Annotated in this window: 13 protein-coding genes and 2 tRNA genes; 12 read left to right on the plus strand and 3 right to left on the minus strand. The window is 59.5% G+C overall.

The window, feature by feature from the left end; all coding sequences use genetic code 11:
* Positions 1–189: 189 nt before the first annotated feature.
* The gene (locus ACFW0B_RS15330; RefSeq protein ID WP_449149549.1) at positions 190–459 is read right to left on the minus strand and encodes a hypothetical protein; all 270 of its coding nucleotides are present in this window, start codon (positions 457–459) and stop codon (positions 190–192) included.
* 315 nt (positions 460–774) lie between these two features.
* Between ACFW0B_RS15330 and ACFW0B_RS15335 the strand changes: the two genes are divergently transcribed.
* Positions 775–1,443 (plus strand): PA2778 family cysteine peptidase, encoded by a 669-nt coding sequence (locus ACFW0B_RS15335; protein ID WP_449149551.1) that lies wholly within the window; start codon positions 775–777, stop codon positions 1,441–1,443.
* A gap of 59 nt (positions 1,444–1,502) precedes the next feature.
* Here the strand turns inward: ACFW0B_RS15335 and ACFW0B_RS15340 are convergent, their stop codons facing one another.
* A complete protein-coding gene (locus ACFW0B_RS15340) occupies positions 1,503–2,786 on the minus strand; it encodes an NAD(P)/FAD-dependent oxidoreductase (protein WP_449149553.1) in 1,284 nt (427 codons plus the stop codon).
* 184 nt (positions 2,787–2,970) lie between these two features.
* Between ACFW0B_RS15340 and ACFW0B_RS15345 the strand changes: the two genes are divergently transcribed.
* The 10 genes from ACFW0B_RS15345 (at position 2,971) to ACFW0B_RS15390 (ending at position 10,722) form a co-directional block, all read left to right on the plus strand.
* Positions 2,971–3,047 (plus strand) — tRNA-Val (locus tag ACFW0B_RS15345).
* Between the two features lie 228 nt (positions 3,048–3,275).
* Positions 3,276–5,198: a threonine--tRNA ligase gene (gene thrS, locus ACFW0B_RS15350; RefSeq protein ID WP_449149555.1), complete on the plus strand. Its 1,923-nt coding sequence runs from the start codon at positions 3,276–3,278 to the stop codon at positions 5,196–5,198.
* The gene (gene infC / locus ACFW0B_RS15355) at positions 5,198–5,749 is read left to right on the plus strand and encodes a translation initiation factor IF-3 (RefSeq protein WP_449149666.1); all 552 of its coding nucleotides are present in this window, start codon (positions 5,198–5,200) and stop codon (positions 5,747–5,749) included. The genes thrS and infC overlap by 1 nt, the downstream gene beginning before the upstream one ends.
* A 61-nt stretch (positions 5,750–5,810) precedes the next feature.
* Positions 5,811–6,005, plus strand: a complete 195-nt coding sequence (rpmI, locus tag ACFW0B_RS15360) for a 50S ribosomal protein L35 (protein ID WP_016493509.1) — start codon at positions 5,811–5,813, stop codon at positions 6,003–6,005.
* A gap of 28 nt (positions 6,006–6,033) precedes the next feature.
* Positions 6,034–6,390, plus strand: a complete 357-nt coding sequence (gene rplT, locus ACFW0B_RS15365; RefSeq protein WP_044874620.1) for a 50S ribosomal protein L20 — start codon at positions 6,034–6,036, stop codon at positions 6,388–6,390.
* Positions 6,391–6,484: 94 nt separating this feature from the next.
* Entirely contained in the window at positions 6,485–7,501 is a 1,017-nt protein-coding gene (pheS, locus tag ACFW0B_RS15370; protein ID WP_449149557.1) for a phenylalanine--tRNA ligase subunit alpha, read from the plus strand.
* 37 nt (positions 7,502–7,538) lie between these two features.
* A complete protein-coding gene (gene pheT / locus ACFW0B_RS15375) occupies positions 7,539–9,917 on the plus strand; it encodes a phenylalanine--tRNA ligase subunit beta (protein WP_449149559.1) in 2,379 nt (792 codons plus the stop codon).
* A 3-nt stretch (positions 9,918–9,920) separates the two neighbouring features.
* Positions 9,921–10,223 (plus strand): integration host factor subunit alpha, encoded by a 303-nt coding sequence (ihfA, locus tag ACFW0B_RS15380; RefSeq protein ID WP_003282572.1) that lies wholly within the window; start codon positions 9,921–9,923, stop codon positions 10,221–10,223.
* Positions 10,204–10,560: a MerR family transcriptional regulator gene (locus ACFW0B_RS15385; protein WP_016493505.1), complete on the plus strand. Its 357-nt coding sequence runs from the start codon at positions 10,204–10,206 to the stop codon at positions 10,558–10,560. The genes ihfA and ACFW0B_RS15385 overlap by 20 nt, the downstream gene beginning before the upstream one ends.
* An 85-nt stretch (positions 10,561–10,645) precedes the next feature.
* Positions 10,646–10,722: transfer RNA gene (locus ACFW0B_RS15390), tRNA-Pro, on the plus strand.
* A 71-nt stretch (positions 10,723–10,793) separates the two neighbouring features.
* On the opposite strand, the gene ACFW0B_RS15395 is transcribed toward ACFW0B_RS15390, so the two are convergent.
* Positions 10,794–11,993, minus strand: coding sequence for a tyrosine-type recombinase/integrase (locus tag ACFW0B_RS15395; RefSeq protein ID WP_449149562.1), 1,200 nt, complete (start codon positions 11,991–11,993; stop codon positions 10,794–10,796).
* An 851-nt stretch (positions 11,994–12,844) separates the two neighbouring features.
* On the opposite strand from ACFW0B_RS15395, the gene ACFW0B_RS15400 reads away from it, so the two are divergent.
* Entirely contained in the window at positions 12,845–13,771 is a 927-nt protein-coding gene (locus tag ACFW0B_RS15400) for a hypothetical protein (RefSeq protein WP_449149564.1), read from the plus strand.
* Positions 13,772–13,798 lie beyond the last annotated feature (27 nt).

Here is a 13,798-nt window from a genome sequence, read left to right on the forward strand (position 1 = left end):
AGTCTGCAGCGAACGGTGGGTGGCAACAATGACAATAAGCCCACAGATCTAGCCAGGTCTGACGAAATCCTCGGCCTGGTCAGGAGGCTGGATTCAGTGCGTGGGGGGAGGGGAGGAAAGCGGGAGGGAAAAGCAGCCGGGGCGAGCAGGGGGCCTGCCCGCCGCGCATTGGGCACTGGTGCTGGAGTCTTACTCCGGCATCGTCCAGGGCTCGAGGTTGTAGCCCTGGCGGCTCAGCTCCTCGCGGGATTGCTTGAGGATGCTTGCCAGCTGCTCCGGATCGGAATAGGTGCTGCATGGAATCTTCGAACGACCAAGCAGACGGGTATTGGTGCGGTCGATCACGCTGATGCTCAGTTCACCGGTACCGTCTTGCAGGGCCCAGGCAACGCACTGGAAGGGTTTGAATGCACGGCCGGCGATGATCAGTGCTTCGTTGAAACGCAGCGGAGTGTTCATGGGAGCAGGTCTCTCCATATTGTGCCCAATGAAGGTGACGGCGCGGCTTCAGCCCTTTGTTACACCGTCGTGAATGTGGATGGCGAGACCCGACCAATAAGTCACAGCGCGTCGTGAAAAACTAAATTTTTGTCGCGCAAATGAATGGGTAAGCGGCTTTTGTACCCGCTGTTGTGCATTTTGCACGATGCGATGGGTATACAGAGCGCAGCCGGCATTGTTCCGGATCGCTCCCTGCAAGGCGCGCGATGTACCGCCCGGGCTCCTGCCAGTATCATCGGCAGCCGTTCGAGGTTGCCTACAGCGAGTATTGCCGTGCCCGTCCTGAATCGCTTTTTTCGTCCCGTCCTTGTTGCCGCCTGCGTGGCCGCACTGGCCGGTTGTGCCGCCCAGTCGCTGTCGTCGAAGCTGCGGGCGGGGCCTGAGCGGGTCGAGCTGAATGGTGTTCCCTTCTTCGCCCAGAACGCCTACCAGAGTGCACCGGCTTCGCTGGCCGCCCTGCTGACCCAGCAGGGGGACGAGGTGACGCCGGGCATGGTCGAGAAGGAGTTGCAGCTGCCGCAGAAGGAGGCATCCCTGCGCGAAGGGCTGGCGGCGACCGCGCGTCAGCACGGCCTGATCGTCTATCCGCTGGGCAACCGGCTGGATGACCTGCTGGAGCAGGTTTCCGCCGGCAATCCGGTGCTGGTGCACCTGCGTGAAGGCTTCGGCTGGATGCCCTCGTGGCGCTATGCATTGCTGGTCGGCTACGACCGCACCAACCAGCAGGTGCTGCTGCGTCAGGGCCATAAGCGTCGCGCGGTGATGAGCTTCAGGGAGTTCGAGGCGGATTGGACGGAGGCGGACCATTGGGCGGTGCTGGTGCAGGCGCCGAATCAATTGCCGGCGTCGGTGGAGCGGGCGCGTTGGCTGAAGGCGGCGGATGAGCTCGCGGCGGCGGGCCAGGTCAACGCCGCGAAAATGGCGCGCCTGCAGATGCCTTGAGCAAGTTATTGGCGAAATGAAAAACGGCGCCCTGGGGCGCCGTTTTCGTTGCGGGCGGATCAGACGCCCAGCTTGTCACGCATGGTGTAGTACCAGGCGCCCATCGCAGTGAAGGGTACGCGGAACATGCGGCCACCCGGGAAGGGGTAGTGTGGCAGGCTGGCAAAGGCGTCGAAGCGCTCGGCCTGGCCGCGCAGGGTTTCGGCGATCACCTTGCCCGCGATGTGGGTGTAGGTCACGCCGTGGCCGCTACAGCCCTGGGAGTAGTAGATGTTGTCGCCGATCCGGCCGACCTGGGGCAGGCGCGACAGGGTCAGCAGGAAGTTGCCGGTCCAGGCGAAGTCGATCTTCACGTTCTTCAGCTGCGGGAAGGTCTTCAGCATCTTCGGGCGGATGATGGCTTCGATGTTCGCCGGGTCGCGAGCACCGTAGACCACGCCGCCGCCGTAGATCAGGCGCTTGTCGCCGGAGAGGCGGTAGTAGTCCAGCAGATAGTTGCAGTCCTCGACGCAGTAGTCCTGCGGCAACAGGCTCTTGGCCAGTTCATCGGACAGCGGCTCGGTGGTGATCACCTGGGTGCCGCACGGCATGGACTTGCTGGCCAGCTCCGGAACCAGGTTGCCCAGGTAGGCATTGCCGGCCACAACCACGAACTTGGCCTTCACGCGGCCTTTCGGGGTGTGCACCACCGGGTTGGCGCCGCGCTCGATACGGGTCGCAGGGCTCTGCTCGTGGATCAGGCCGCCGAGGGATTCCACAGCCGCGGCTTCACCCAGGGCCAGATTGAGCGGATGGATGTGACCACCGCTCATGTCCAGCATGCCGCCGATATAGTTGTCGGTGGCGACGACTTCACGGATGCGCTTGGCGTCCAGCAGTTCCAGCTGGTTGTGGCCGAAGCGTTCCCAGAGCTTCTTCTGGGCTTCCAGGTGACCCATCTGCTTCTTGGTGAAGGCTGCGAATACACCGCCGTCCTTCAGGTCGCACTGGATGTTGTACTTCTTGATGCGGTCGCGAATGATGCGGCCGCCTTCGAAGGCCATGTCGGCCATCAGCCTGGCGTTCTTCGGATTCGCGGTGCGCTCGATAGCATCGATGTCGCGGCTGTAGCTGTTGACGATCTGGCCGCCGTTGCGACCTGACGCGCCGAAGCCCACCTTGGCGGCTTCAAGTACGGTGACCTTGAAGCCACTCTCCAGAAGGAAGAGGGCCGTGGAGAGGCCGGTATAGCCTGCGCCGATGATGCAGACGTCGGTTTCGGTCTCACCTTGCAGTTCGGGGCGTGCCGGCGCCGGGTTGGCCGAGAACGCGTAATAGGACTGGGGGTAGGGAGTGTGCGTCATAATGAAATCTCTGTTTTTTATTTTTTACAGATGAGATGATGCTACCTGACTTGAAACGGGTCGGCTAGTGCCTGTGCAAAATATTCAACGAGGCGATGAACAGTAAAAAATCCACTTTTTCAGAGAGTTAGCGAAAAAAGGTGTTGACAGGGAAAAGTTAGTCCGTAGAATGCGCACCCATCGAAGGCACATAGCTCAGTTGGTTAGAGCACCACCTTGACATGGTGGGGGTCGTTGGTTCGAGTCCAATTGTGCCTACCAAATTCGATAAAAAAGGGTCACTCAGGTGGCCCTTTTTTATTGGGCGCTTGTCGGGTCTCCGGCTTTCTGCAAGCATCCCGCTCTTCATTACCTCCAGTGACTCTGGTTCGGTCATGGTTGGCCCCAAGGCTCCTGCCACCGTATGGCAGGCATACCACCGAATCGCGTACTGGCTCATCCCAACCCATGTGGCCTTTGGTAGAGGTCACCACTAGGAGAGGAGGCGCCATGCCCATCATCACTCTTCCTGACGGCAGTCAGCGTACTTTCGATAATCCCGTTACCGTGCTCGAGGTGGCCCAGTCCATCGGTGCGGGCCTGGCCAAGGCAACTCTGGCTGGCAAGGTCAACGGCAAGCAGGTGGATGCCTGCGATCTGATCGAAACCGACGCTACCCTGCAAATCATCACGCCGAAGGACGAGGAGGGGCTGGAGATCATCCGCCACTCCTGCGCGCACCTGGTTGGCCACGCCGTCAAGCAGCTCTATCCGACTGCCCGGATGGTGATCGGTCCGGTGATCGAGGAGGGCTTCTACTACGACATCGCCTTCGAGCGCCCCTTCACTCCTGAAGATATGGCGGCGATCGAAAAGCGCATGGCTGAGCTGATCGACAAGGACTACGACGTCATCAAGAAGATGACTCCGCGTGCCGAGGTTATCGAGTTGTTCAAGGCTCGCGGTGAGGAATACAAGCTGCGCTTGATCGACGACATGCCGGACGAAACGGCCATGGGCCTGTACTTCCACGAGGAGTACGTGGACATGTGTCGCGGCCCGCACGTGCCGAACACCCGCTTCCTGAAAGCCTTCAAACTGACCAAGATTTCCGGTGCCTACTGGCGCGGCGACTCGAAGAACGAGCAGCTGCAGCGTATCTATGGCACTGCCTGGGCCGACAAGAAGCAGCTGGCGGCCTATGTCCAGCGCATTGAAGAAGCTGAAAAGCGTGACCACCGCCGCATCGGCAAGCAGCTGGATCTGTTCCATCTGCAGGAAGAGGCGCCGGGCATGGTGTTCTGGCATCCGGCTGGCTGGACTGTCTATCAGGTGCTGGAGCAGTACATGCGCAAGGTGCAGCGCGATCACGGTTATGTGGAAGTGCGCACCCCGCAGGTGGTCGACCGAATCCTCTGGGAGCGTTCGGGGCACTGGTCCAACTACGCGGAAAACATGTTCACCACTGCGTCGGAAAGTCGCGACTACGCGGTCAAGCCGATGAACTGCCCGTGCCACGTGCAGATCTTCAACCAGGGCCTGAAGTCCTATCGTGACCTGCCGCTGCGTTTGGCCGAATTCGGTGCCTGTCACCGTAACGAGCCGTCCGGCGCGCTGCACGGCATCATGCGCGTGCGTGGTTTCACCCAGGACGACGCCCACATCTTCTGCACCGAAGATCAGGTAAAGAAGGAGGCGGCCGATTTCATCAAGCTGACCCTTCAGGTCTACAAGGACTTCGGCTTCTCTGACATTTCCATGAAGCTGTCCACTCGTCCGGCAAAGCGTGTGGGTTCCGACGAGCTGTGGGATCGCGCTGAAGGTGCTCTGGCTGATGCGCTGAACGAGTCCGGTCTGTCCTGGGAATACCAGCCGGGGGAGGGTGCTTTCTATGGCCCGAAGATCGAGTTCACCCTGAAGGACTGCCTCGGTCGTAACTGGCAGTGCGGCACCCTGCAGTACGATCCGAACCTGCCAGAGCGCCTGGATGCCAGCTATATCGCCGAAGATAACAACCGTAAGCGCCCGGTCATGTTGCACCGCGCGATTCTCGGTTCCTTCGAGCGCTTCATCGGCATGCTGATCGAGCATTACGCTGGATCGTTCCCGGCCTGGCTGGCGCCGACCCAGGCGGTGATCATGAACATCACTGACAAGCAGGCCGATTTCGCCGTCGAAGTGGAGAAGGCCCTCAACGAAAGCGGTTTCCGTGCCAAGTCCGACTTGAGAAACGAAAAAATCGGCTTTAAAATCCGCGAGCATACTTTGCTCAAGGTTCCCTATCTCTTGGTTATTGGAGACCGGGAAGTTGAGACTCGATCCGTTGCTGTGCGTACCCGTGAGGGTGTCGACCTGGGTTCCATGCCCTTCGAAAGCTTCTCTGAGTTGCTCGCACAAGCGGTTTCCCGGCGTGGTCGCCAAGAATTGGAGTAATCACTATTAAGCGTGAAATGAGACAAGACAAGCGGACTCAACCGAAAGCCCCGATCAACGAGAACATTACGGCTCGCGAGGTGCGGTTGATTGGTGCTGACGGCCAGCAGATTGGCGTCGTCTCGATTGATGAAGCGCTTCGCGCTGCTGAAGAAGCGAAGCTGGATCTGGTAGAGATCTCTGCCGATGCCGTGCCACCTGTTTGCCGGATCATGGATTACGGCAAGCACCTCTTCGAGAAGAAGAAGCAGGCCGCTGCGGCGAAGAAGAACCAGCACCAGCAGCAGATTAAAGAAATCAAGTTTCGTCCAGGGACGGAAGAAGGGGATTACCAGGTAAAACTACGCAACCTGGTACGTTTCCTTAATGATGGGGACAAGGCCAAGGTATCCCTGCGATTCCGCGGCCGTGAGATGGCTCACCAGGAGCTGGGTATGGAGCTGTTGAAGCGGGTCGAAGCCGACCTCGCCGAATACGGCACCGTAGAACAGCATCCTAAGCTGGAAGGACGCCAGCTGATGATGGTCATCGCTCCCAAAAAGCGAAAATAACCCCCAGGGCACTGGCAGGCCTTGCGGTTATGTTTATTGATTGAATGCGGAGTATCCGAACATGCCAAAAATGAAAACCAAGAGCGGTGCTGCGAAGCGCTTCAAGAAGACCGCTTCCGGCTTCAAGCACAAGCACGCTTTCAAGAGCCACATCCTGACCAAGATGACTACCAAGCGTAAGCGTCAGCTGCGCGGCTGCACCCTGGTGCACCCGTCTGACGTACGTAAAGTAGAGCGCATGCTGCGCGTTCGTTAATCGGTCAAGATTCTAGAGGAAATTACTCATGGCTCGTGTTAAGCGTGGCGTCATCGCTCGTGCTCGTCACAAGAAAATTCTGAAACTCGCCAAAGGCTACTATGGCGCACGCAGCCGCGTGTTCCGCGTTGCCAAGCAGGCGGTGATCAAGGCTGGCCAATACGCCTACCGTGACCGTCGTCAGCGCAAGCGTCAGTTCCGCGCTCTGTGGATCGCTCGTATCAACGCCGGTGCTCGTCAGAACGGTCTGTCCTACAGCCGTCTGATCGCTGGCCTGAAAAAAGCGGCCATCGAGATCGACCGTAAGGTTCTGGCCGACCTGGCAGTGAACGAAAAAGCGGCGTTTGCTGCGATTGTCGAGAAAGCTAAGGCCGTTCTGGCTTAAGTCCCCGACAATCACCGGGTTCACCCGGTGCTGAACGTCACCGATAGGGGAAGGGCCTTGCGCTCTTCCCCTATTTCGTATCTGGAGTCAGTAAATGGAAAATCTGGATGCGCTGGTCTCTCAAGCGCTTGAGGCCGTGCAACAAACCGAAGACGTGAGCGCCCTGGAGCAGATTCGCGTTCACTACCTTGGCAAGAAAGGCGAACTGACCCAGGTGATGAAGACCCTGGGCGACCTGCCGGCTGAGGAGCGTCCCAAGGTCGGCGCACTGATCAACGCCGCCAAGGAGCGCGTTCAGGACGCCTTGAGTATCCGCAAAGAGTCGCTTGAGCAGGCTGCCCTGACCGCCAAGCTCGCGGCCGAGCGTATCGATGTGACCCTGCCGGGCCGTGGCCAGGCCTCCGGTGGCCTGCATCCGGTTACCCGTACTCTTGAGCGCGTCGAGCAGTTCTTCACCCGGATTGGCTACGGCATTGCCGAAGGCCCCGAAGTCGAAGACGACTACCACAACTTCGAAGCGCTCAACATTCCCGGCCACCACCCGGCCCGGGCAATGCACGACACCTTCTACTTCAATGCGAACATGCTGCTGCGTACCCATACCTCCCCGGTACAGGTGCGCACCATGGAGTCCCAGCAGCCGCCGATCCGCATCGTATGCCCCGGCCGCGTATATCGCTGCGACTCAGATATTACCCACTCGCCGATGTTCCACCAGGTCGAAGGCCTACTGGTGGATGAAGGCATCAGCTTTGCCGACCTCAAGGGCACCATCGAAGAGTTCCTGCGCGTGTTCTTCGAGAAGGACCTCGGCGTGCGCTTCCGTCCCTCCTTCTTCCCCTTCACCGAGCCGTCGGCCGAAGTCGACATGCAGTGCGTGATGTGCTCTGGCAAGGGCTGCCGCGTTTGCAAGCAGACCGGCTGGCTGGAAGTGATGGGTTGCGGCATGGTTCATCCGAACGTGTTGCGCATGTCCGGCATCGATCCGGAGAAATACCAGGGCTTCGCCTTCGGCATGGGCGTTGAGCGCTTGGCCATGCTGCGCTATGGCGTCAACGACTTGCGCCTGTTCTTCGACAACGACCTGCGCTTCCTCGCGCAATTCCGCTAGGTCGTAGTGTCCGAAACGAATCCCTTAGGAGAGCAGGATGAAATTCAGTGAACAATGGCTGCGGAGCTGGGTAAGCCCGCAGGTATCCCGCGACGAGCTGGTGGCTCGTCTGTCCATGGCCGGCCTTGAGGTCGACAGCGTTACTCCGGTAGCGGGCGCCTTCAGTGGTGTGGTTGTGGGCGAGGTGCTGAGCACCGAACAACACCCGGACGCGGACAAGCTGCGCGTCTGCCAGGTGAGCAATGGCAGCGAGACCCTCCAGGTTGTGTGCGGCGCGCCCAACGTGCGTCCCGGCCTGAAGATCCCCTTCGCCATGATCGGTGCCCAACTGCCGGGCGACTTCAAGATCAAGAAGGCCAAGCTGCGTGGCGTCGAATCCCACGGCATGCTGTGCTCGGCTTCTGAACTGCAGATCAGCGATGACCACGACGGCCTGATGGAACTGGAAGCGGACGCTCCGGTCGGACAGGACATCCGTGCCTACCTCGGCCTGGATGACGTGATCATCGAGCTGGGCCTGACCCCTAACCGCGGCGACTGCCTGAGCCTGTCCGGCCTGGCTCGCGAAGTGGGGGCGCTCTACGCCGCTCCGGTCACCCGTCCGCAAGTCGCAGCTGTTGCGCCGGCCCACGACGAAGTACGCCCGGTTGAAGTGACCGCTCCGGCTGCCTGCCCGCGTTACCTTGGTCGTGTGATCCGCAATGTCGACCTGTCCCGCCCGACCCCGCTGTGGATGGTCGAGTGCCTGCGTCGCTCCGACGTTCGCTCCATCGATGCTGCTGTCGACATCACCAACTACGTGATGCTCGAGCTCGGTCAGCCCATGCACGCCTTCGACCTCGCCGAAATCAACGGTGGCATTCGCGTGCGCATGGCAGAAGAGGGCGAGAAACTCGTTCTGCTGGACGGCCAGGAAGTTTCCCTGCGCGCCGACACCCTGGTGATCGCCGACCATGACCGCGCCCTGGCCATCGCCGGTGTGATGGGGGGCGAGCACAGTGGCGTCAGTGACAAGACTCGCGACCTGTTCCTGGAAGCGGCCTTCTTCGACACCATCGCAGTCGCCGGCAAGGCTCGTTCCTATGGCCTGCACACCGACTCCTCTCACCGCTTCGAGCGTGGTGTCGACTTCGAGCTGGCTCGTGAAGCCATGGAGCGTGCGACCGGCCTGCTGCTGGAAATCGTCGGTGGCGAAGCGGGTCCGATCATCGAAGTTGCCAGCCAGGACCACCTGCCGAAAGTCGCGCCGGTTACCCTGCGTGCCGAGCGTATCGCCCAGATGCTGGGCATGGAAATGGACGCTGGCGAAGTCGAGCGTCTGCTTTCTGCACTGGACCTCAAGGCCACTGCCGAAGGTGCCGGACAGTGGCGCGTCGAAGTGCCGAGCCACCGCTTCGATATCAGCCTGGAAGTGGACCTGATCGAAGAGCTGGGCCGCCTCTACGGCTACAACCGTCTGCCGGTTCGTTACCCGCAAGCCCGCCTGGCGCCGCGTGCGCGCGCCGAAGGTGCGATCGAACTGCCGGCGCTGCGTCGCCTGCTGGTGGCCCGTGGTTTCCACGAAGCCATCACCTACAGCTTCATCGATCCGAAGCTGTTTGAACTGTTCAATCCGGGCGTGAAGCCGCTGATGCTGGCCAACCCCATCTCCGCCGATATGGCTGCCATGCGTTCTTCGCTGTGGCCGGGCCTGGTGAGTGCGCTGCGGCATAACCTCAACCGTCAGCAGTCCCGCGTTCGCCTATTCGAAAGTGGCTTGCGCTTCGTTGGCCAGCTTGAAGGCCTGAAGCAGGAGCCGATGCTGGCGGGCGTGCTCTGTGGTTCCCGTCTGCCGGAAGGTTGGGCCCACGGTCGCGACGCGGTCGACTTCTACGACGCTAAGGCTGATGTCGAAGCCGTTCTCGGCGCCGCTGGCGACCTGGGGGCCTTCAGCTTCGTGCCGGGCGAGCATCCAGCTCTGCATCCGGGCCAGACCGCCCGTATCGAAAGGGAAGGGCGCCTGGTTGGCTTCCTCGGTGCGCTGCACCCGGAGCTGGCCAAGACCCTGGATCTGGATCAGCCGGTCTACCTGTTCGAGCTGGTACTGGCCGAAGTGATGAAAGGCAAGCTGCCGAGCTTCAGCGAACTGTCGCGCTTCCCTGAAGTGCGTCGTGACCTGGCGCTGCTGGTGGATCGCGAGGTTCCGGCTGAGTCCGTGCTGGCCACCATCCGCGAAGCCGCTGGCGAGTGGATGACGGACCTCAGGCTATTTGACGTGTATCAGGGTAAAGGCATTGATCCGCTTAGAAAAAGCCTTGCCGTCGGCTTGACCTGGCAGCATCCATCGCGCACTCTTACTGACGATGAGGTGAACACCACAACGCAAAACATCGTCACCTCGCTGGAAGACAGGTTCAATGCCACGTTAAGGAAGTAGCGTATGGGGGCTCTGACGAAAGCTGAGATGGCTGAACGTCTTTATGAAGAGCTTGGCCTGAATAAACGGGAAGCCAAGGAATTGGTGGAGCTGTTCTTCGAGGAAATCCGTCAGGCGCTGGAGCACAACGAACAGGTGAAGTTGTCGGGCTTCGGCAACTTTGACTTGCGCGACAAGCGTCAGCGGCCTGGCCGAAACCCGAAGACAGGAGAGGAAATCCCGATCACGGCTCGCCGTGTGGTCACTTTCCGTCCAGGGCAGAAACTCAAAGCCAGGGTCGAAGCTTATGCTGGAACCAAGTCATAACGACGAGTTACCGCCCATTCCAGGCAAGCGTTACTTCACTATTGGCGAAGTTAGTGAACTCTGCGCAGTCAAGCCCCATGTGCTGCGTTACTGGGAGCAGGAATTTCCCCAGCTCAACCCAGTAAAGCGGCGTGGGAACCGGCGCTACTACCAGCGCCAGGATGTGCTGATGATTCGGCAGATCCGGGCGCTGTTATACGATCAAGGCTTTACCATCGGCGGGGCGCGCCAGCGCCTCTCCGGGGACGAAGCCAAGGAAGACACCACGCAGTACAAGCAGCTCATCCGCCAGATGATCGCTGAGCTCGAAGATGTCCTCCATGTGTTACGGAAGTGAATTTTTTTGAAAAAAACCTTCCATAATTCAAAAGCTTAAAGTATAGTTCGCTCCGTTCCAGCAACACGGAACGAGCAACAAATGTCGGGGCGTAGCGCAGCCTGGTAGCGCACTTGCATGGGGTGCAAGGGGTCGAGTGTTCGAATCACTCCGTCCCGACCATATTCTTCAACGACTTAGGCCAGTTCGGAAACGACTGGCCTTTTTCGTTTCAGGGACTTTTGCGGGACTCTTCATCCTGCCTTCCTCCTCAGTATCGTCAGCACCGGTCCGCGGGAGTCGGTAGCCGATATTTTGTTGGCCTCTTCGATCAGTTTTCCCAGCTCTGCCGCCGAGTAGTGACTGGTGATGCTGCCGTTCTTGTGCCCCAGCAGAGCCCGCCGGTCCTCCTCCGTCACCCCGGCCGCCCGAAGCCGCCGGCCAAAGGTGTGCTTGAGGTCGTGGATGCGGATCGAGGCGAACCCGGGTGGGGCAGGGCGCAGAAACTGTTCCTGGAACTTCTTTGCCGCCCTGACCCTGGCTTTCTTCCAAGCCGAGTCATTCATCCGGTGCACCGGCGTTGCCTTGCCGTTCTGGTCAGGCTTTCCGTAAGGGAACACCCAGACCGGGTCCAGACCTCGTTGCCCTTCGATGACGGATTTCGCCACGTTGTTCAGCACCACCAAGCGCTCGTCGCCGTTCTTGACCCCTGAGCTCTCATGCCGGCCACCAAAATCGGCAGGTATCAGGAATACACTGGTCTTGAGCTCGGGAACCGGTATCTCCCAGTCCCAACGTAATTTCACGACTTCCTGTTCGCGTGAGCCGCTGTTCACCTTGTAAAGCGCCATGCGGCGCAAATGATCAGGCAGTTCGGCGAAGAGAATCGATTGCTCTTCCCAGGACAGGGGATAGGGCGATCGCCTGGTTTTCTTCTCCTCCAATTTGGTGATCATCGGCACTACGTCGAGCCAGGGACGCTTATGCTCATCACGCCATTTCCTGGCGCAGAGATTGAGAATGCGTATGACGCGCTCCAAGGCGATGTTCACCGTTCGGTAAGAAACCCCCTGCTTCACCTTGCCGTCGCCGGTCGTTCGGGGCTTCAAGCGATCCCTGATGTACGGGGCCAGCGTTTCATCATCGACGTGAGTGACGGGGACGTCCCCGATATACGGATCCAACTGCTCCAGGTAGATAGCAGTGAGGCCGATCGAGGGTTGGTCCTTGTACTCAACCAGATAACGAGTGGCTGCTTCCCGCCAGGTTCTGATCCTGCGTACGCCGTAGATCTTCTGCTCGCGCAGCTTTTCCAGCTTGTGTATCAGGTATTGCTCCGCCTCCTTCCTATCGCTTGATCCAGTGCTTTCCTGAATTCGCTGACCTCTGAAGACCTTGTCGATGTGCCAGATCCCGTTCCTTTGGTAGAGGCCGCTAATGGTTTTTTGCGCCATAGTTTTTCTCCTTGGCGCTCGCTGCGGGTGTGATCATGTCCCGAGGCGCCTTCCTTTTCAATGATGGCCCGGTCGATGTAGGCGTCTGCCCAGGCATCCAGCTCTTCGCGATCAAAGCCGATGCCTTGCACTCCAATGCGGAATTCCCGGACGTAGGGGCGAACAGTTTTGTTGAACTCGGTACGGCACATGCCGAGGTAGGCGGGTGCCGCGTTGGCCCGAAGTATTCGGGGCATGCAAGCGATCAAGCGGGCAGGGCGTTGCTCGGATGTTGCGGGCATGGCTGTCCTTCTCCTCGTTACCCTGTTCCTCGTGCCAATGCTGGCTGCTACCTATTGGGTAAACAACGCGGTGGAGAGGGCCGGGGAGGGTTTGGTACAACAGGGGTACCTGGATAATTGGTCCCCTGACGGGTTCGGGCCGACTTGCCACCCGTTGGCGTGTCGGAGCCGGCCATATTGGGGCTTAAGGATCAATGTATGTCTTCTGCAGCGGTGTTCGAACAACCAAATTCAAGCCCTGGCGGGCCGGTCACTCGTGAGGAGTTGTACGCAGAGGTATGGCAACTTCCGATGACCAAGATCGCAGAGCATCACGGGGTCTCGTCCAGCTTTTTGGCGCGTGTGTGCACGCGTATGAACGTTCCTCGTCCACCGCGCGGGCACTGGGCAAAATTGGAGAACGGAAAACCAAGCCCTCAGCCACCATTACCAGAGGCAGGCCCGGGTGATCTGCAGGTTTGGCGTCGGGGTGATGTCCTGGGGCCTATATCTCGGCCACTTCCGAAGGCGCCGAGCCCGCGTGTAGTTCATCCTGAGCAACTAAGAATTTCACGCTCTAAGCAGCATCCCATGGTTGTGGGGGCGTACGAAGTTTTTGAGCAAGGACGGGTGATCGATCAGGGGTTTCTCAAGCCAGGAAAGCAGCGTCTGGTTGATATCGTGGTAACCAAGCAGCAGCTCGAAACCGTCCTGAAAATTGCGAATCAGCTCTTTCTCAAGCTTGAAGCCGCTGGCCATCGCGTCATGTTTGCGCCAAGTGATCGAGTGTATTCCCGGTCCCCGATAGACGAGCATGAGCAGCCCCCCAAGAAGCCTCGCCATCGTTATCCAGCGCTGTGGTCACCCTCCAAACCCACGGTGGTGTTCGTGGGAACGGTGGCCATCGGACTGACTCTGTTCGAAATGACCGAGGAACTGGAAGCTCGCTATGTCGACAGTGAGTACATTCCAGTTTCCAAGATTTCAGCACAGAAGCTACGACGGCTGCATCCGACCTTCAACTGGACCACGCGCATGGATTTCGCCACCGGGCGCCTGTGCCTACGGGCGTTTTGCCCCTATCCCAATGCTGATTGGAGTCGCAGTTGGAAGGAGAGTAACGGGAGCCGCCTGCATAGCCAGTTGGATGAGATCGTCCAGCAACTGACAGATGCGGCACCTGTGATTGCCCGCTTGGTGAAGGAGGGCGAGGAGCTGGCAAGAATTCGGCGCCAGGAATGGCAGGAAGAGTTGCGCCGGCTTGAGGAGAAGGAAGAGCTCAGGCGACAGGCCGAGGCCCGGCGGAACGCGCGCTCAGACCTACTGACAGCGATTCAGCAGTGGGATGAAATCAAGCGGATACAGGCATTCTTTCGTGATGCGGAAGCGTCTGCGTCCGAGTTGCCTGCAGAACCTCAGCGCGTGGCAATGGAAAAGCTCGCACAGGCACGCGAGCTTATCGGCGAGCTGGATGCATTAAAGGCGCTGATGGAGTGGCGAGTTCCTCAAGAACGCTAAGGTTTGCTCCATTCCTGGTTTACGAAT

It is taken from the genome of Metapseudomonas phytobenefica, from assembly GCF_043392685.1.
Lineage (GTDB): Bacteria > Pseudomonadota > Gammaproteobacteria > Pseudomonadales > Pseudomonadaceae > Metapseudomonas.

Excerpts from the sequence above, each read along its gene's own strand:
- ACFW0B_RS15330 (WP_449149549.1), bottom strand. The coding sequence starts at position 459 with ATGAACACTCCGCTGCGTTTCAACGAAGCACTGATCATCGCCGGCCGT.
- ACFW0B_RS15340 (WP_449149553.1), bottom strand. The coding sequence starts at position 2,786 with ATGACGCACACTCCCTACCCCCAGTCCTATTACGCGTTCTCGGCCAAC.
- thrS (WP_449149555.1), top strand. The coding sequence starts at position 3,276 with ATGCCCATCATCACTCTTCCTGACGGCAGTCAGCGTACTTTCGATAAT.
- rpmI (WP_016493509.1), top strand. The coding sequence starts at position 5,811 with ATGCCAAAAATGAAAACCAAGAGCGGTGCTGCGAAGCGCTTCAAGAAG.
- rplT (WP_044874620.1), top strand. The coding sequence starts at position 6,034 with ATGGCTCGTGTTAAGCGTGGCGTCATCGCTCGTGCTCGTCACAAGAAA.
- pheS (WP_449149557.1), top strand. The coding sequence starts at position 6,485 with ATGGAAAATCTGGATGCGCTGGTCTCTCAAGCGCTTGAGGCCGTGCAA.
- pheT (WP_449149559.1), top strand. The coding sequence starts at position 7,539 with ATGAAATTCAGTGAACAATGGCTGCGGAGCTGGGTAAGCCCGCAGGTA.
- ihfA (WP_003282572.1), top strand. The coding sequence starts at position 9,921 with ATGGGGGCTCTGACGAAAGCTGAGATGGCTGAACGTCTTTATGAAGAG.
- ACFW0B_RS15385 (WP_016493505.1), top strand. The coding sequence starts at position 10,204 with ATGCTGGAACCAAGTCATAACGACGAGTTACCGCCCATTCCAGGCAAG.
- ACFW0B_RS15395 (WP_449149562.1), bottom strand. The coding sequence starts at position 11,993 with ATGGCGCAAAAAACCATTAGCGGCCTCTACCAAAGGAACGGGATCTGG.
- ACFW0B_RS15400 (WP_449149564.1), top strand. The coding sequence starts at position 12,845 with ATGGTTGTGGGGGCGTACGAAGTTTTTGAGCAAGGACGGGTGATCGAT.